Source organism: Bradyrhizobium aeschynomenes (assembly GCF_013178945.1).
GTDB lineage: Bacteria > Pseudomonadota > Alphaproteobacteria > Rhizobiales > Xanthobacteraceae > Bradyrhizobium > Bradyrhizobium aeschynomenes.
The window spans coordinates 28,025-45,150 of record NZ_JABFDM010000015.1; the positions used below are offsets into that span (position 1 = coordinate 28,025).

Sequence of the window (17,126 nt, forward strand, 5' to 3'; positions counted from 1 at the left end):
ATGCACGCGCCCGTCTCCGATAGCGAGGCATCGCCGGTCACCGGCGCCAGCGGACCGCTGGCGCCGCTTCAGCGTGTGATCTCGCTGCTCAACAGCATCATCGTCGTTCTCGCCGCGATCGCACTGGTCGCGGCCTGCGTCATCCTCAGCTACAGCGTGGCCGGCCGTGCGCTGTTCAAGGCCGCCAACTACTGGCAGGACGAGGCCGCCGTGTTCCTGCTCGTCGGCGCCACCTTCATGACCGCGGCCTATGTGCAGGAGCATCGCGGTCACGTCAGCATCGAGGCGTTCGTCGGCCTGATGTCGCCGCTCGCCAACAAGATCAGGCTCTGGCTGGTCGATGTCGCGAGCTTTTTGTTTTGCGCCTTCTTCACCTGGAAGTCCTGGACGCTGACCCACGAGGCCTGGGTCGATGGCCAGGTGTCCAACTCGATGTGGTCGCCGCCGCTCGCGATTCCGTACGGCCTGATGGCCGCCGGCATGAGCCTGCTGTGCATTCAGATGCTGCTGCAGATCGTGTCGCCGCTGACCGGAGCCCGTCGATGAGCGTATTCGGAATTGGAGTCGCTTACGGGCTTTCCACCCTGTTTGCGATGTTCGCGGGCATGCCGATCGCGTTCGCGCTCGGCGCCGTCGCTGTGGTGTTCATGGCGATCTACATGCCGACGGCATCGCTCGATACGGTCACGCAGAACGTCTACGAGGAAATGGCCTCGATCACGCTGCTGTCGATCCCGCTGTTCATCCTCAAGGGTGCCGCGATCGGCCGCTCCCGCGCCGGCCAGGATCTCTACTCGGCGCTGCATGCCTGGCTGCATCGCGTTCCCGGCGGCCTCGGCGTCGCCAACGTGTTCGCCTGCGCGTTGTTTGCCGCGATGGCCGGATCCTCGCCCGCCACCTGCTCGGCGATCGGCTCGGCCGGCATCCCCGAGATGCGCAAGCGCGGCTATTCCGGCGGCTTCGCGGCCGGCATCATCGCCGCCGGCGGCACGCTCGGCATTCTGTTGCCGCCCTCGATCACGATGATCCTGTTCGCAATCGCCGCCGAGAAATCGCTGGGCCGTCTCTTCCTGGCCGGCATCGGCCCGGGACTTCTGCTGGTCACCCTGTTCGGCGTCTACGCGGTGGTGCGCTTTCGCCAGGAATACGCCCGGGCCAAGGTCGCCTATGAGAAGTCCGGCGCCTGGTCAGACATCCTGACCAAGGACGACTTCACGATGGCGCAGCGCTTCTCGGTGCTGCCCCGCGTGATCCCGTTCGTGCTGCTCTTGACCGGCGTCATGGTCGCACTCTACGGCGGCTTCGCCACGCCGTCGGAGACGGCCGGCCTCGGCGGCATCCTCGCGCTGGTGCTGATTGCGATCATCTACCAGGTCTGGAGCCCGGCCGATCTCGCGCCGATCATGAAGGCGACCTTGCGGGAATCGACCATGCTGATGCTGATCATCGGCATGTCGCTGCTGTACTCCTACGTGATGAGCTACCTGCACATCTCGCAATCCGTGGCGGAGTACATCGTATCGCTGCATCTGCCGCGTTGGGAACTGTTGTTCGCGATCCTGCTGATGGTGGTGGTGCTCGGCTTCTTCCTGCCGCCGGTGTCGATCATCCTGATGACCGCGCCGATCATCCTGCCGCCGCTGCGGGCGGCGAATTTCGACATCATCTGGTTCGGCGTCGTTATGACGATCGTGATGGAGATGGGCCTGATCCACCCGCCGGTGGGCCTGAACATCTTCGTCATCCGCAACGTCGCTCCCGACATCCCCTTGCGCGAGGTGATCTGGGGCACCCTGCCCTTCGTGCTGCTGATGATGGCCGCGGTGGTGCTGCTCTGCTTCGTGCCGCAGATCTCGACCGCGCTGCCGGACCTGGTGATGGGGCCGGATCTCAGCCGCTGACGCGGCGGCGAATGACGACTAGGGAGTAGCGAATAGGGACGATCCGGTAGGCCTCGCCCATTCGCTACTCGCCATTCGCTACTCGCTTTTGTTTTGCATTCAGCGCGGCAGCGACACGGCTGACCGGCGGGCGGGCGAGCAGCCGGCTCATCTCATTGGTAGCCGCCAAGAGCTTCGTCATGTCGACGCCGGTGCGGATGCCCATCCCTTCGAGCATGTAGACGACGTCTTCGGTCGCGACATTCCCCGTCGCGCCCGGTGCGAACGGGCAGCCGCCGAGGCCGCCGGCGGCGGCGTCGATCACGCGGACTCCCTCCTCCAGGCCAGCATAGAGGTTGGCCAGCGCCTGCCCGTAGGTGTCGTGGAAGTGCATCGCCAGATGCGACACAGGGACGTCGTCGCAGACCGCACGCAGCATCTGCTTGGCCTTGAGCGGCGTGCCGACGCCGATCGTGTCGCCGAGCGAGACCTCGTAGCAGCCGAGGTCCCACAACGCCTTGGCGACATCGGCCACCGCCTGCGGCTTGATCTCGCCTTCATAGGGACAGCCGAGCGCGCAGGAGACGTAGCCGCGCACCTTGATGCCGTCGGTCTTGGCGTGCGCGATCACCGGCTTGAACCGCTCCAGCGACTCCTCGATTCCGCAGTTGATGTTGGCGCGGGAGAAGCTCTCCGAGGCCGCTGTGAACACCGAGATCACCTTGGCGCCGGCAGCATGCGCGGCCTCGTAGCCCTTCACGTTGGGCACCAGCACGTGGAATTCGCCGGGCAGCGCCGCCACGCTGCGCATGACCTCGTCCGAGCCCACCATCTGCGGGATCGCCTTGGGCGAGACGAACGCGCCGACCTCGACGGTGGTCAGGCCGGCGTCCACCAGCGCGCGGACGAAGGCGATGCGGTCGGCGACGCTGACCTGCGTCTTCTCGTTCTGCAGGCCGTCGCGCGGGCCCATTTCGATGATGCGCACGCTCTCGCTCATGCTGCCCTCTTTTGTTGGAGGATCAGGCGGAGGGTTCGACCTCCGCCAGTTCGACGCCTTCCTGCACGATGTCGCCGACCTTGCACTTGATCGCCTTGAGCCGACCGGCGAAGGGGGCACGCAAGGTCTGCTCCATCTTCATCACCTCCAGCGTCAGGATTGCCGCGCCTTTCTCCAGCTCGGCCCCCTCCTGCGCCAGCAAGGCCACCACCGTCCCCGGCAGCGGCGCAACGATCTTGTCCTCGCCGCTTTGCTCCTCGTCATCGCCGCCGAACGGATCGACCCAATGCAAGTCGAAGCGGCCATTGCGGGTGCGGAGATACAGTTCGTGCCCTTCGATGACGGCCACCACATGGGATTTGACACCGTCGCGTACAAGGTCGAAGCCGCCATCCTCGGTCGGAATGGCCGAGAATGAGCTCACGCGGTCCTCAATCGTCAAGGTCTGTGCGCCCGGACCATAGCCCAGCGTGATCGTGCGCGGCTCGCTGCCTGTACCCTGGCGCAACGAGAACACGCGCTGCCGCAGCCCGACAGGCATCCAGCCGGAGGCGCGCCATGGCGAGCCCCGCTCCGCCGCGGCGATCTTCTGCTCCTCGATGAGAATGGCGGCGACGGCAGCGCAGAGCTCGAGATCGCCGGCCGTAGCGCCGGCCTCCGTCAAACGCGTCAGGTGACGCTCGATGAAGCCGGTATCGATCGCATTGGCCGCGACGTCGGGATGGGTCAGCAACGCCGAGAGGAACGGAATGTTGCTGACGATCCCACGAACGTCCGTGTCCTCGAGGCCGCGATTGAGCCGTTCGATCGCCACGTCCCGCGTCGGCGCCCAGGCGATCATCTTGGCCAGCATGGCATCGTAATAGGGTGACACGGCATCGCCTTCGCGATAGCCGGCGTCGATGCGCAAGCCACCGGTCTCCGCCGGAGTCCGCCAGGTCTTGATGGTGCCGACCGAGGGCATGAAGTTCTTGGCAGGGTTCTCGGCGTAGACACGGGCCTCGATCGCATGCCCGTTCAGAGGAATCCGGTCCTGAGTCAGCGGTAGCTGCTCGCCAAACGCAACACGCAGTTGCCATTCGACGAGATCGACGCCCGTGATCAGTTCGGTGACGGGATGCTCGACCTGGAGACGCGTGTTCATTTCGATGAAGAACACGTCGCGGCCGTCGGAGACGAACTCGATCGTGCCGGCGCCCACATAGTTGACCGCCCCCGCCGCGCGGCGCGCGGCCGCGCACACCGCCTCGCGCTGCGCCGGCGTCAGCGTCGGCGACGGCGCCTCCTCGATCACCTTCTGATGCCGGCGCTGCAGCGTGCATTCGCGCTCGAACAGCGAGACAAGATTGCCGTGGCTGTCGCCGACGATCTGCACCTCGATGTGGCGTGGATTCTCGACGAACTTCTCGATCAGCACCCGGTCGTCACCGAACGCGGCCTTGGCTTCGCGCTTGGCGCTGGTGACCGCATCGGCGAGATCGCCCGCAGCATGCACCACGCGCATGCCGCGGCCGCCACCGCCGGCGGACGCCTTGATCAGCACGGGATAGCCGATCCGCGCGGCCTCGTTGGCGAGCGTCGGCGCGTCCTGTGCTTCGCCGTGATAGCCGGGCACCAGCGGGACGCCAGCCTGCTCCATCAGGAACTTGGAGCCGGATTTCGAGCCCATCGCGGTGATCATCGCGGCGGTCGGACCGACGAAGACGAGCCCCGCGTCGAGACAGGCCTGCGCGAACTCGGCGCTTTCGGACAGGAAGCCGTAACCGGGATGGACGGCCTCGGCGCCGGTCTGCCGGGCCGCTTCGATCAGCCGCTCGATGTTGAGATAGGAGTCACGGGCGCGCGCCGGCCCGAGCAGCACCGCTTCGTCGGCGAGTGCAACGTGCAGCGCACTGCGATCGGCCTCGGAATAGACGGCGACGGTCTTCAATCCCATCGCGCGGGCGCTGCGGATGACGCGCACGGCGATCTCGCCGCGGTTGGCGATCAGAAGCTTGTGGAAACGACGATACAATCCGGGACGAGCCATGATCACATCCTGAACAGGCCGAACTTGGTCGGCTCGACCGGGGCATTGGCGGCAGCCGACAATCCGAGACCAAGCACGAGGCGGGTGTCGGCGGGATCAATCACGCCATCGTCCCACAGCCGCGCCGTTGCGTAGTATGGATTGCCCTGCGCCTCATATTGCGCGCGGATGGGGCTGCGGAATTTCTCTTCCTCTTCCGATGACCAGCTCTCGCCTTTGGCCTCGATGCCGTCGCGGCGGACCTGGCTCAGCACCATCGCCGCCTGCTCGCCGCCCATGACCGAGATGCGGGCGTTCGGCCACATCCACAGAAAGCGCGGCGCATAGGCGCGGCCGCACATGCCGTAATTGCCAGCGCCGTAGGAGCCGCCGATCACGACGGTGAACTTCGGCACCGAGGCGGTCGCGACTGCCGTCACCAGCTTGGCGCCGTCGCGGGCGATGCCGCCGGCCTCGTATTTTTTCCCGACCATGAAGCCGGTGATGTTCTGCAGGAAGACCAGCGGGATGTTGCGCTGGCAGCACAGCTCGATGAAGTGCGCGCCCTTCAGCGAGCTCTCGCTGAACAGGATGCCATTGTTGGCGATGATGCCGACGGGATAGCCGAAGATGTGGGCGAAGCCGCACACCAGCGTCTGGCCGTACAGCTTCTTGAACTCGTCGAACTCCGAGCCGTCGACCACCCGCGCGATGATGTCGCGGACATCGAACGGCTTGCGGCCGTCGACCGGCACCACCCCGTAGATCTCCTCGGCCTGATAGCGCGGCTCGCGCACATCGCGCATGTTGAGCGCGGTGCGCACGCCCGGCGGCTTCAAGGTGCCGACGATGCGGCGCGCGATGCCGATCGCATGGGCATCGTTCTGGGCGTAGTGGTCGGTGACGCCGGATTGGCGCGAATGCACGTCGGCGCCGCCGAGTTCCTCGGCGCTGACGACCTCGCCGGTGGCGGCCTTCACCAGCGGCGGGCCGCCGAGGAAGATCGTGCCCTGATTGCGCACGATGATGCTCTCGTCGGACATCGCCGGCACGTAGGCTCCGCCCGCCGTGCAGGAGCCCATCACGATCGCGATCTGCGGAATACCCGCCGCCGACATCTGCGCCTGGTTGAAGAAGATGCGGCCGAAATGCCGCTCGTCGGGAAAGATCTCGTCCTGCAGCGGCAGAAATGCGCCGCCGGAATCGACCATGTAGACGCAGGGCAGATTGTTCTGCCGCGCGATGTCCTGGGCGCGCAGATGCTTCTTCACCGTCATCGGGTAGTAGGTGCCGCCCTTGATGGTGGCATCGTTGGCGACGACCATGCATTCGCGCCCCGCGATGCGGCCGATGCCGGTGACGATACTGGCCGAGTGCACGTCGCCGCCATAGAGCCCGTGAGCGGCCAGCGGCGACAGCTCCAGAAACGCGGTGCCGGGATCGAGCAGCAGGTCGACGCGCTGGCGCGCCAGCATCTTGCCGCGCGACAGATGCCGCTTGCGCGAGGCCTCGCCGCCGCCTTCGGACACCTGCGCGAGCTTGGTTCGCAGATCGGCGACCAGGGCCCGCATGGCGTCGGCGTTACGTGCAAAATCGGAGGATGAGGGATCGATCGTGGAATGAAGCGTCATGACCGGCGTCTTCGTTGCTGGGGCCGATTGGAAAGCCGTAGGAGCACGCGTCAGGACACGCGCGGCCGGAGCGACCGCCGCGAGCACGGGTGTACCATCTTTGCCGGCATCCTGTCCTCCCTGCCCGTCTGCGGCCATCAGAGGGCCGTCCGTCGTTCTCGAATTAAACGATCATACGTTTTTAAATTCTATTCTCAAGCGGATTGTTGTATGATCCAAACAGAATGGCAGCCTATTGAGAAAACGAATGTTTTCATACGTCAGCGACGAAAGCCGATCGCGTCGGGCTCTCCAAATCGACGCCCGCAGGACGGCCGGGCGAGGCTGAGATGGCGCGCACGATCGGGTCCCATGGTCCGACCACGATGGAGGCGATCCGCAAGGCCGGCCTGCGGCTGATCTTCCAGCATGGCTACGAGGCCATGAGCCTGCGCCAGCTCGCCGCCGAGGTCGGCATCCAGCCCGGCTCTCTCTACAATCACATCAGCACCAAGCAGGAGCTGCTGGCGGACCTGATCCAGGACCACATCAACGATCTTCTGCGCGAGCTCGAGACGGCGCTGCGCGACAAGGAGGGTGCGGTCGAACGTCTCAGGGCCTTCGTCGCCTTCCACGTCAGCTATCACATGACCAGGAAGCGCGAGGTCTTCATCGCCAATTCGGAGCTGCGCAGCCTCGACCCGCGCAACTATGAGGCGGTGGTGGCACTGCGCGGCGCGTATGAGCAGCGGCTCGCCGAGATCCTCACCGATGGCGTCGCGGAAGGCGTGTTCGACGTCGACGACGTCCAGGTCGCGACCTTTGCCATCATCGCGCTGCTCACGGGCCTGTGCAGCTGGTATCGTCCGGGAGGCCGGCTGACCAAGGATGCGATCATCGCCGCCCATGAAAAGCTCGTGTTGTCCGGCGTCATGCCGCGGAGCGCAAAGCCATCGCCGAGCGGCCGCGACGGCATCAAGACGGAATAGGCAAAGGCGGCGATGACGGAGCGCCCCGACCTCGACGAGATCGACCGCAGGATCCTCCGGGAGCTGCAGGCCGACGGCCGCATCCGCATCAACGAGCTCGCCGACCGTGTCGGCATCTCCCATCCGAATTGTCTGCGCCGCGTCCGCGCGCTGCGCAGCAGCGGCGTGATCAAGGCGATCCGCGCCACCATCGACGAGCGGCGGCTGGGCTATGAGGTCGTGTCTTTCGTGACGATTCAGCTGGAGAGCCAGCACCAGACAGCGCTGGGAGCATTCGAGGCCGCGATCATGCCGCTGTCTTGGGTCCAGCAATGCTGGCGGATCTCGGGAGACGCGGATTTCCTGCTGAAATGCGTCTCGACCGGGGTCGAGGGGATGAGCCGGCAGCTGCGCCAGTTTGCCGCCCTGCCCGGCGTCCGCGCGATCCGAAGCTTTCCGTCGCTCGGCCAGTCCAAAGACGAGCCCCTGCCGATCCCCGGCCGCGGCGATGACGCGCCCGGCTGAGCCTCGAGGGCACAGCAGGCCGTCCGGCCGGTCCGCCGGAATCAGGGCGCGAGGATCAGTGCGCGAGGATCAGTGCGTCCAAGGCTCGCCGCGGCGGAACGAGAAATTGTCGGCATAGGCGATCTGCCGCTTCACCGGCTCCTTCGGCTCGATCACCTGGTAGGGAATGCCCTTGCGCTCGCAATAAGCAATCGCCTCGTCCTTGCTGTCGAAACGCAGGGTCAGCTGCTGCTTCATGTCCGACGAGGACGTCCAGCCCATCAGCGGCTCGACCGCGCGGGGCTGCTCCGGCTCGTAATCCAGCTGCCAGTCCCGGGTCTTGGCCTTCCCGGATTGCATGGCGTTCTTGGCCGGCTTGAAAATGCGTGCGGTCATGGCTGGAAGAGCCCCTGGAAGCTGCGGTCGTCAGGCGTTTGGCGGAAACGGCCGGGATGGGGTACACGCAACCTTCAGCACGGAACGGTGATTCCCATCCTGGATGTGACCGTCTATCGTGCTCCGTATAGTCATTCTGCCGTCCCGTGACAATCTCGGTCGACTGCCACGGCGCCTCCTGCTCCCAAACGTTCCTCATTCAAAACAGCGCGTTGAAGCGGCCATGAAAATCAATGCCACGCTGCCCGAGAGGGGGCGCGACCTTCGGCTGGACCTGTTTCGCGGAATCGCCAACTGGGCGATCTATCTCGACCACATCCCCGACAATGTGGTGAACTGGATCACGACCCGGAATTACGGCTTCAGCGACGCCGCCGACCTGTTCGTCTTCATCTCCGGATATACCGCCTCGTTCGTCTATGCTCGGATGATGATCGACCGCGGCTTCATCGTCGGCGCAACGCGCCTGACCAAGCGCGTGTGGCAGCTCTACGTCGCCCACATCGTGCTGTTCGTGATCTACATCGTGGCCATCAGCTATCTGGCGACACGGTTCGGCGTGTCCGAGATCATCGACGAGTTCAACGTCGCAGGCCTCGTCGACCATGCCAGCGATACCCTTGCGCAAGGCCTGATCCTGAAGTTCAAGCCGGTCAATCTCGACGTTCTGCCGCTCTATATCGTGTTGATGGGGTTCTTCCCGCCGGTGCTGTGGATGATGCTGCGCCAGCCGGATCTGACGATGATCGCCTCGATCGTGCTGTGGCTCGTGGCGCGCCAGATGGGCTGGAATTTCGCCGCCTATCCGGCCGGCACCTGGTACTTCAATCCGTATTGCTGGCAGGTGCTGTTCGTGTTCGGCTCCTGGTGCGCGCTCGGCGGCGCCCGCCGTTCGATGGGCATCATCATGGCGCCCGCGACACTCTATTTCTGCCTCGCTTATCTGCTGCTCGCGCTGATCATGACGATGGCGGGCCGCTTCCCGGACTACGGCACGATGATGCCGCACTGGCTGTACTCGGCGTTCAACCCGAACGACAAGACCAATCTCGCGCCGTACCGCTTCCTGCATTTCGTGGTGATCGTGATCCTGGTCATCCGCTTCGTGCCCAAGGAATGGCCCGGGCTGGAATGGAAGGGCTTCGATCCGCTGGTCGTATGCGGCCAGCAGTCGCTCGCGGTGTTCTGCGTCGGCGTGTTCCTGTCCTTCATCGGACACTTCACGCTCATGCTGAGCTCGGGCTCGCTGCTGGCACAGATCCTGGTCAGCGCGGCCGGCATCGCGATCATGACGACGGTGGCCTATTACATCTCGTGGTCGAAGCGGCAGGACAAGCCGCTGCCGAAGCCGGCGGCCGCGAAGCCTGCCGCACCGGCTTCAGGCGGCGTCGAGGGGCGTATCGGTGAGCGGCCCGTCGGTTGACCTGCATCAAGGGCCCTCGAGCCGGGCCCGCTAAGGTCCGCAGCACAAGAGATGCCGCATCCGCAGCGCGCGCTTTCCGCGAGCGCGCCGATTGCAGCGCGGCGTCTTGCTGACGAGTTTGCTGACAAGGACCAGATCATGTCGACCCATTTCCATGCCGTCGTGTGGCTCGATCACAGCGAGGCCAAGCTGTTCCATATCGGCCTTACCGGCTCCGACGAGCTGACGCTGCATCCGCATCTGCAGACCAAGCATCTGCATCACAAGGCGAACGCGATCGGCAGCGGCCACGCCGCTCCCGACAAGCATTTCCTCGAGGAGATCGCCCACGCGCTCAACGACGCCGGTGAGATCCTGATCATCGGTCCGGCCAGCGCCAAGACGGAGCTTGCCAAGTACCTGCACGAGAAGCATCCTGCGGTTGGAAAGCGCATCGTCGCCGTCGAAGCAGCCGATCATCCGACCGATCGCCAGATCGTCGCCTATGCCAAGCAGCACTTCAAGATGGCGCCGCCGCGCGTGGCGACGGGCACTGCGGGCTAAATTGCGCCGTCGTCCCGTCGCAGGGTCCGCTCGATCATGGACATGCTGACGCCGGACGATGCCAACGCCATCAACGTTACGCCGGACGCTCATCACGGCCGGCGTCGCGTCCCCTGGTCCGGGCTGATCTCGATCATCCTGCTGCTGGCTGCCCTTGCCGGCTTGGCTGCGTGGTGGCTGCGCGGACCTGTCATCACCACAACGCGCATCACCCGCGGCACGGCGGCCGAGATCGTTTATGCGACCGGCGCGGTCGAGCCGGAGACGTGGTCGCGGACGACGCCCCTGGTGCGCGGCCGCATTGTCGAGCGCTGCCGCTGCGAGGGGCGGCAAGTGAAGGCCGGCGACCTCCTGGCGCGGCTCGACGACAAGGAGGCGCAGGCCACCTTGAACGATCTGCGCGCACAGGAGGACTTCCAGCGCCACGAATTCGAGCGGCAATCGCAGCTGCTGGCCCGGGGCGCCGCGACCTCGCAATCCTATCAGCGCTCAGAGAGCGACCTCGCCCGCATCCGCGCCCAGATCGCGGCGCAAAGCCAGCGCCTCGACTACTACAAGCTGGTCGCGCCGATGGACGGCGTCGTCCTCAAGGAGGATGGCGAGGTCGGCGACATGGTCGATCCCGGCACCATCCTCTACCGCGTCGGCCTGGAGAAGCCGCTCTGGGTCGTGGCCGATGTCAACGAGGAGGACATCCCCCGCGTCCAGGTCGGCCAGAAGGTGCTGCTGCGCACGGATGCGTTCGGCAATCAGGCCCTGGCCGGCACGGTGAAGCAGATCACGCCGGCCGGGGATCCCGTCGCCAAGACGTTCCGGGTCCGGATCGGCCTGCCCGACGACACGCCGCTGCGGGTCGGCATGAGCGTGGAGGCCAACATCGTCAGCCGCGAGAAGGCGGACGTGCTGCTCGCCCCAGCCAATGCGGTGGTGAGCAACAGCCTGCTGGTGATCGCGGACGACCGGGTGCACCGGCGCAAGGTCCGGATCGGCATCCGCGGCGCCGCGGCCGTGGAGATCGTGGAGGGCGCACAGGAGGGCGAGCTGGTGGCATCGCCGGCGACCGCCGACATCAGAGACGGTGAACGCGTCCGGCCGCAGGCCGAGACCGCACTGCCATGAAGCTCGTCCTCAGCATCGCCTGGACCCATGTGCGCCACCGCGCCCGGCAGACCCTGGTCGCGATCGCCGGCGTCATGACCGGCGTGGCGTTCTCGGTGATGATGGCCGCGATGATGGAGGGATCGCAGGACGACTTCATCCGCACCCTGGTCGACGCCCTACCGCACATCTCGATCACCGACGAGCTGCGCCGGCCGAGCCGGCAGCCGGCGGATAGGGTCTTTGCGGCAGCCGAATTCCACGGCCTGATCCCGAACGTGCGCCGCCCCGGCATCAAGAACCCGATGGCGACCATCGCCTCGTTGCAGAGCTGGGTCCCCGGCGCGCTGACGGCGTCGGTGCAATCCAAGGCCGTGCTGCGCTACGCCGGCCGCAATCTGACCGTCTCGATCATCGGCATCGACCCGCATACCGAGCGCGAGGTGTCGACGCTGGCCAGCCACATGCGCCAGGGCAACCTCAATTCCCTGTATCGCTCCTCGCACGCGATCCTGCTCGGCGACCGGCTTGCGGCCAAGATCGGTGCGCGGGTGAACTCCAACCTCACCCTCGCCTCGGCCCAGGGCGTGAGCATGAACGCCACCGTGGCCGGCACCTTCCATTCCGGCTTCCGAGCCACCGACGAGACCACCGGCTACGTGCTGTTGCGTACCGCGCAGATCCTGGAGCGCCAGACCGGCATCATCAACGAAATCCGTATCCGCACCAATGATCCGATGCAGGCGCGGCTGATCAGCGAGCGCATCGGCGAGCAGACCGGCTACAAGGCGATTTCCTGGCAGGAGGCGCAGGAGGATCTGCTGTCGGCGATCACGCTGCGCAACATACTGATGTACACGATCGTCGGCGCCATCCTGCTGGTGGCGAGCTTCGGCACCTACAACATCATCTCCACAATCACCCATGAGAAGACCCGCGACATCGCGATCCTCAAATCGCTCGGCTTCCGCGACCGGACCATTCGCGCCATCTTCATCGTCGAGGCGCTGCTCATCGGCCTGACCGGCGCCGCCCTCGGCTGGGTGTTCGGTTATCTCCTGACCCGCGGGCTTGCCTCGCTCGAGTTCAAGACGCCGTTCTCCGACTACAACCACCTGCCGGTGCTGTATTCGCTGAAACACTATCTGCTTGCCGGCGCCGTCGCGCTGGTCTCGAGCCTCGTCGCTGGCTACTTCCCGGCCCGCGCCGCGGCGCGTCTGCATCCGGTCGACATCATTCGGGGCGCGACGTGAGTCCGCCACTGATCGAAGCGCGCAAGATGACCAAGGTGCTGCCGGGCGAAGTGCCCGTGACACTGGTCGCCGACATCGATCTGGCGATCGCGCCGCGTGAGTTCATCGCCATCACGGGCCCGTCCGGATCGGGCAAGTCGTCCCTGCTCTATCTCCTCGGCCTGCTCGATTTGCCGAGCCGCGGCGACGTGCTGATCGACGGGCGTTCGACAACGGCCATGAGCGAGGAGGACCGGGCCGAGGTGCGGCTGTCGCGGCTCGGCTTCGTTTTCCAGTTTCATTTCCTGCTGCCGGAATTCTCGATCGCGGAGAACGTCGCCCTGCCGATGCGCGCGCTCGGCCGGCTGTCGCCGCGCGCGATCAGCCAACGCGCCGAGGAGCTGCTTACCTCGCTCGGTCTTGCCGACCATCTGCGCAAGACGCCGGACAAGCTGTCAGGCGGCCAGCGCCAGCGCGTGGCGGTCGCGCGTGCCCTCGCCAACGACCCGCCCGTGATCCTCGCCGACGAGCCGACCGGAAGTCTCGACACCGCTGCGACCGCGCAGGTGTTCGGCATCCTGCGCGATCTGGTCCTGATCAGGGGCAAGACGGTGGTGGCCGTGACCCACGACCTCAACCTCGCCGCCCAGATGCAACGGCGCGTGCACATCATCGATGGTCGGCTGGCGCAGGACGAGCTGACGCACCGAGCTCTCGGTGCATCAATCCCGCCAGGAGATTCGGCAGGTTCAGCCGGACAAGCCCCAAGCCGTTGATTTGATTTAGCGCAAAGACGCGTGTTTCGGATTCAGATGATGTGAGGGCTGGCGGATGTTCCTTCCCCGGATTCACCCGCACCACTTCGGATGCTCCCGGGTCTTGCCGCTGCGGGAGCATCCGGATTTTTTTGTAAAGCCGCGCATCGATCGCTTGTGCCGCTCGACGTCGCCCCCCGGAGCGACGTCCCTCCCCGGTGTCCCCATCATCGTGAGTCTCGGGACGGCAAGCCGCACGCTGCTTGCTGCGTCCGGGCAGACCCAGCCGCACGGGAATTGGTCGGGGCAGCTGGATTCGAACCAACGACCTGCAGTACCCAAAACTGCCGCGCTACCAGGCTGCGCTATACCCCGATGTCCTCAGGACCACCGTCCCGGAAGGACTAGGTCACTACACGGTCACGGCCCCGGCAGCAAGACCGCGGACAGCGGCATCCAAGGACCGGGCCCAGTCGCTTCGGCAGGGAAGCGGCAGAGGCAAAGAATGGCGTGCCTGACGACCTCCAGGAATGACAAAGCCCCGAACCCGGGGCTCTGCGAACTCGGCCAGATGCGCCTCGCTCAGTGCGAGGACAGCGCCGGAGATCCCGTCTCGGGATGGATCTCGGCCGCCATCATGCCCTTCGAGCCCGGCCCGTAGCGAACCAGCACCCACTGGCCGGGCCTCAACTCGGTCATGCCGAACCTGCGCAGGGTCTCCATATGGACGAAGATGTCCGGGCTCCCCTCGCCGCAGGTCACGAAGCCGAAACCGCGCAGGCGGTTGAACCACTTAACCTGAGCCCGCTCCAGCCCGCTGGTCGGCGTCACCGTGACGTGGGTGCGCGGCGGCAGCATCTGCGCCGGATGGATCGCCGTCGACTCGTCCATCGAGACGATGCGGAAGGCCTGGTAGCCCTTGGCGCGCTGGACGCATTCAACCACCAGACGGGCCCCCTCATAGGCGGTCTGGTAGCCGTCCCGCCTGAGCACCGTGACGTGCAGCAGAACATCCGGCCAGCCATTGTCGGGAACGATGAAGCCGTATCCCTTCGAGGCATCGAACCATTTGATGACGCCGCTGATTTCGACGAGGTTCTCGCCTAGACCAGCCAGCGCATCGATTGCCGAGTCGCGCGCGGCACCGCTCTGATAGTCAGCCCCGAGCCGGCTTGGTGTAGTAACACCAGCAACCGGGCCCCCAAGCTTCTTGGACTCAAATCCGTCCGACCCCATAACCCCGGACCTCACAGATGAATTGTGAGCCGCCACCCCTGCAACGGCGCCCTGCGCGTGCTCATCACTTATACCCTCGACGAGTCACGCGAATCTCTCGAATCAAAGATAACATTCCCTCGTGCCGCGCATAGACAAAAATCGGATTCAGTGAGGCATATGAACAGACTTGCCGACAAAAATGCATCAATTTCCGTTCAATTACGGACGAATGGTCCGAGCACTTCACCGATGTCGAAGCGAATGACGAGGTCTGCAACGTCGTCCTGATCGGTCGGTTCCCGATTGATGATCGCGAGTTGTGCGCCCGCCTGCTTTGCCATCAATGGAAAGCCGGCCGCCGGCCACACCACCAGCGATGAACCGATGGCGAGAAACAGATCGCAATGCTGCGCAAGCTCGGTCGCGCGCCGCATCTCAGCCTCGGGCATCGCCTGACCGAACGAGACCGTCGCCGTCTTCACCGGTTCGGCGCATTCCGGACAATCGGGCGCGGCGCCACCGGTCTGGAAGCGCCGCTGCACCCAGTCGAGCTCATAGCGCTGCCCGCATCCGATGCAGCGCGCATAGGTGGTGTTGCCGTGCAGCTCGATGACATGATCGGGGGCGAAGCCGGAGTCCTGATGCAGGTTGTCGATGTTCTGGGTGATGACCGCCGGAATCTTGCCGGCACGATAGAGTGAGGCGAGAGCATGATGGCCCCGGCCGGGCCGCGCCGCGGCAAATGTCTCCTGCATCGCGAAGCGTCGCCGCCACGCCTCGTCCCGCGCATCCTGGCTGGCAACGAACTCGTCGAAATGGATCGGGCGGTTGCGCGTCCACAGCCCGCCCGGGGAGCGGAAGTCGGGGATGCCGGTCTCGGTCGAGATGCCCGCCCCCGTAAACGGGACGATGACGTTCGCGCCCGCGATCATGTCGCCCAGGCGGTTCACGCCGTCCTGCAGATTGGACGCAATCATCAGCGGCCGCTCCGATGCATCTCGGTTGGCATCATTTTCTTCCCCTTCCTAGCACGTTCGGGACTGCCCGGTCCGGCGCCGCTCCTGCGTCGTTGAGCCACCCGAGCGCCGGAACTCTTCAGCATCGCGCTGCAAGCGGAACGAGTCTCGAACATCGGATTCTCCCGTGAGACGGCATCCCGCCCCTGCTCTCCCCAGCCAAGCCATCGACGTTGCGCGACCGGGCGGGCTCTCCGCAATCACGCCGCAATCAGGCATCCACATCGCGCCAGCGATTCGCCAGGAAGTTTGTCACGCGTCTCATGGCTCGTTTCGCCGGATAGCGACCGGAGCAGAGAGGATCCGTGGCCCAGAAAGAGACGCAGGACGATCGGCGCACCCAGGAGCGTGCCGAGATCACGGCAAGGATTGCGCGATTCAAGTCGACACAAGAGAGGTTCGCGCGCGAGCGCGAGGAATATGCGCGGCAAGCCTGGCGCAAAGCCCAGCGCGGCGAGGCTGCCGAATAGCGAGCCTTGCGTGCGGATGAAAGAAAAGCCCGGAGGCAGTGCCGTCCGGGCTGTTCTTCTCATCTCCGGCGCTCGCGCTTACCAGTGATGACGCCAGTAGTGACGGCGATGATAGTAGGGGGCGCCGTAATAGGCATACGGACCGGGTCCATAGGCGTAACGCGGGCCGTAACCGTAGTAGCCATAGCCCGGGCCATAGTAATAGGGATGCGAGGCCGCGATCGCGCCCGCGGTCAGCGCTCCCGCCGCGAGGCCGAATGCGAGCCCGGGTCCAAGGCCGCGCGCCTGTGCGGGCGCGGGCGTGGCCAGTGCGGTGGCAGCGACGGCGCCTGCTGTCGCCAGAACAGCCAATGTCTTTCTCAGCATGATGACCTCCAATTCAAATGCGTCCAAACAACGCAGTCGGCAGCGAATTGGTTGCAGCTGAGGGTGCCGTGACTGTGGGAACCGAAGACCCTCCCCGGACGTTTTGTGGGGTCAAGGTGGAGCGGACATGGCGTCTTGGCTGGAACTTCTGTTCAACATCATCGGCTATGGCGGCTTCGTCGTGATCGCCTCGCGGCACCATGCGCCGGCGTCCGTCGATGTGCGGGAGCGCCACGGCGATGTGCCCGGCGTGGATGGAGACGGCCTCTGACATCACACGGAGGCAGCCAGCTCCTCCACAGGTCATCCGCAGCATATCCACAGCTCGGTACGATCCGCTTTGGCGCCACCCGATCAACGGCTTGGTGCGCAATATGCGCAGAATTGTCCACATGATGCGGAGAACACCTGCCATCCGCCCCTCGCCCGCGGGATGCCTGCGGCTGCCGCTCGTGCCTGCGCTGCGGCGTCGGATCCGGCTTTACAAATTGCCTTGAACCTTCTGGTGCCTGCCCAAGACACATCAATACTGGGGATTTCAGGGCCCAGTCTTCGAGGGTGGCGCCACGCGACGAAGATATTCCGTCGCGCTGGCGCTGCTGTCGTTTCAGCTCGGCCGCTGCGCCATGCCGTCGACCG

General features: G+C 65.3%; 18 protein-coding genes and 1 tRNA gene. 11 read left to right on the forward strand and 8 right to left on the reverse strand.

Annotated features, from left to right (window positions below; translation table 11 throughout):
- Together HL666_RS30055 and HL666_RS30060 are read left to right on the forward strand one after the other, a co-directional pair.
- A complete protein-coding gene (locus tag HL666_RS30055) occupies positions 1-546 on the forward strand; it encodes a TRAP transporter small permease (protein WP_172185145.1) in 546 nt (181 codons plus the stop codon).
- The gene (locus HL666_RS30060; protein ID WP_172109094.1) at positions 543-1,901 is read left to right on the forward strand and encodes a TRAP transporter large permease; all 1,359 of its coding nucleotides are present in this window, start codon (positions 543-545) and stop codon (positions 1,899-1,901) included. Before HL666_RS30055 ends, HL666_RS30060 begins: the two co-directional genes overlap by 4 nt.
- A 64-nt stretch (positions 1,902-1,965) precedes the next feature.
- Here the strand turns inward: HL666_RS30060 and HL666_RS30065 are convergent, their stop codons facing one another.
- The 3 genes from HL666_RS30065 to HL666_RS30075 are packed head-to-tail and all read right to left on the reverse strand — an operon-like array spanning position 1,966 to position 6,519.
- Positions 1,966-2,880, reverse strand: coding sequence for a hydroxymethylglutaryl-CoA lyase (locus HL666_RS30065; protein ID WP_172185147.1), 915 nt, complete (start codon positions 2,878-2,880; stop codon positions 1,966-1,968).
- Between the two features lie 22 nt (positions 2,881-2,902).
- Positions 2,903-4,909 carry an acetyl-CoA carboxylase biotin carboxylase subunit gene (locus tag HL666_RS30070; protein WP_172185149.1) on the reverse strand — a complete coding sequence of 669 codons (2,007 nt, stop codon included), beginning with the start codon at positions 4,907-4,909 and terminating at the stop codon, positions 2,903-2,905.
- A 2-nt stretch (positions 4,910-4,911) separates the two neighbouring features.
- A complete protein-coding gene (locus HL666_RS30075; RefSeq protein ID WP_172185151.1) occupies positions 4,912-6,519 on the reverse strand; it encodes a carboxyl transferase domain-containing protein in 1,608 nt (535 codons plus the stop codon).
- Between the two features lie 329 nt (positions 6,520-6,848).
- On the opposite strand from HL666_RS30075, the gene HL666_RS30080 reads away from it, so the two are divergent.
- Both HL666_RS30080 and HL666_RS30085 read left to right on the forward strand, forming a co-directional pair.
- Positions 6,849-7,487, forward strand: coding sequence for a TetR/AcrR family transcriptional regulator (locus HL666_RS30080; protein ID WP_172109102.1), 639 nt, complete (start codon positions 6,849-6,851; stop codon positions 7,485-7,487).
- A 12-nt stretch (positions 7,488-7,499) separates the two neighbouring features.
- Positions 7,500-7,991, forward strand: coding sequence for an Lrp/AsnC family transcriptional regulator (locus tag HL666_RS30085; protein ID WP_172185153.1), 492 nt, complete (start codon positions 7,500-7,502; stop codon positions 7,989-7,991).
- Between the two features lie 69 nt (positions 7,992-8,060).
- Here HL666_RS30085 and HL666_RS30090 read toward each other — a convergent pair whose 3' ends face one another.
- Entirely contained in the window at positions 8,061-8,366 is a 306-nt protein-coding gene (locus HL666_RS30090; RefSeq protein WP_172109106.1) for an ETC complex I subunit, read from the reverse strand.
- Between the two features lie 223 nt (positions 8,367-8,589).
- Between HL666_RS30090 and HL666_RS30095 the strand changes: the two genes are divergently transcribed.
- The 5 genes from HL666_RS30095 to HL666_RS30115 all read left to right on the forward strand — a co-directional run bounded on the left by HL666_RS30095 (position 8,590) and on the right by HL666_RS30115 (position 13,438).
- Entirely contained in the window at positions 8,590-9,789 is a 1,200-nt protein-coding gene (locus HL666_RS30095; RefSeq protein WP_172185155.1) for an OpgC domain-containing protein, read from the forward strand.
- A 138-nt stretch (positions 9,790-9,927) separates the two neighbouring features.
- A complete protein-coding gene (locus tag HL666_RS30100; RefSeq protein WP_172109110.1) occupies positions 9,928-10,332 on the forward strand; it encodes a translational machinery protein in 405 nt (134 codons plus the stop codon).
- A 36-nt stretch (positions 10,333-10,368) separates the two neighbouring features.
- Positions 10,369-11,451, forward strand: a complete 1,083-nt coding sequence (locus HL666_RS30105) for an efflux RND transporter periplasmic adaptor subunit (protein ID WP_172131888.1) — start codon at positions 10,369-10,371, stop codon at positions 11,449-11,451.
- On the forward strand, positions 11,448-12,683 hold the full coding sequence (locus HL666_RS30110; protein ID WP_172185157.1) for an ABC transporter permease: 1,236 nt from the start codon (positions 11,448-11,450) through the stop codon (positions 12,681-12,683). The genes HL666_RS30105 and HL666_RS30110 overlap by 4 nt, the downstream gene beginning before the upstream one ends.
- Positions 12,684-12,709: 26 nt before the next feature.
- Positions 12,710-13,438: an ABC transporter ATP-binding protein gene (locus HL666_RS30115; protein WP_246741662.1), complete on the forward strand. Its 729-nt coding sequence runs from the start codon at positions 12,710-12,712 to the stop codon at positions 13,436-13,438.
- A gap of 277 nt (positions 13,439-13,715) precedes the next feature.
- Here the strand turns inward: HL666_RS30115 and HL666_RS30120 are convergent.
- From HL666_RS30120 to HL666_RS30130, 3 genes are all read right to left on the reverse strand, one after another.
- A tRNA-Pro gene (locus HL666_RS30120) sits at positions 13,716-13,792 on the reverse strand.
- A gap of 207 nt (positions 13,793-13,999) precedes the next feature.
- On the reverse strand, positions 14,000-14,653 hold the full coding sequence (locus HL666_RS30125) for a cold-shock protein (RefSeq protein WP_172131890.1): 654 nt from the start codon (positions 14,651-14,653) through the stop codon (positions 14,000-14,002).
- Between the two features lie 197 nt (positions 14,654-14,850).
- Positions 14,851-15,612 (reverse strand): SIR2 family NAD-dependent protein deacylase, encoded by a 762-nt coding sequence (locus HL666_RS30130; protein WP_172185159.1) that lies wholly within the window; start codon positions 15,610-15,612, stop codon positions 14,851-14,853.
- A gap of 344 nt (positions 15,613-15,956) precedes the next feature.
- Here HL666_RS30130 and HL666_RS30135 point away from each other — a divergent pair, with 344 nt between their 5' ends.
- Complete coding sequence (locus HL666_RS30135) at positions 15,957-16,121, forward strand: hypothetical protein (protein WP_172109117.1); 165 nt, start codon at positions 15,957-15,959, stop codon at positions 16,119-16,121.
- A 78-nt stretch (positions 16,122-16,199) separates the two neighbouring features.
- On the opposite strand, the gene HL666_RS30140 is transcribed toward HL666_RS30135, so the two are convergent.
- On the reverse strand, positions 16,200-16,484 hold the full coding sequence (locus tag HL666_RS30140; RefSeq protein WP_172185250.1) for a hypothetical protein: 285 nt from the start codon (positions 16,482-16,484) through the stop codon (positions 16,200-16,202).
- A gap of 130 nt (positions 16,485-16,614) precedes the next feature.
- Here HL666_RS30140 and HL666_RS30145 point away from each other — a divergent pair, with 130 nt between their 5' ends.
- Entirely contained in the window at positions 16,615-16,758 is a 144-nt protein-coding gene (locus HL666_RS30145) for a hypothetical protein (RefSeq protein ID WP_172185127.1), read from the forward strand.
- Positions 16,759-17,126 lie beyond the last annotated feature (368 nt).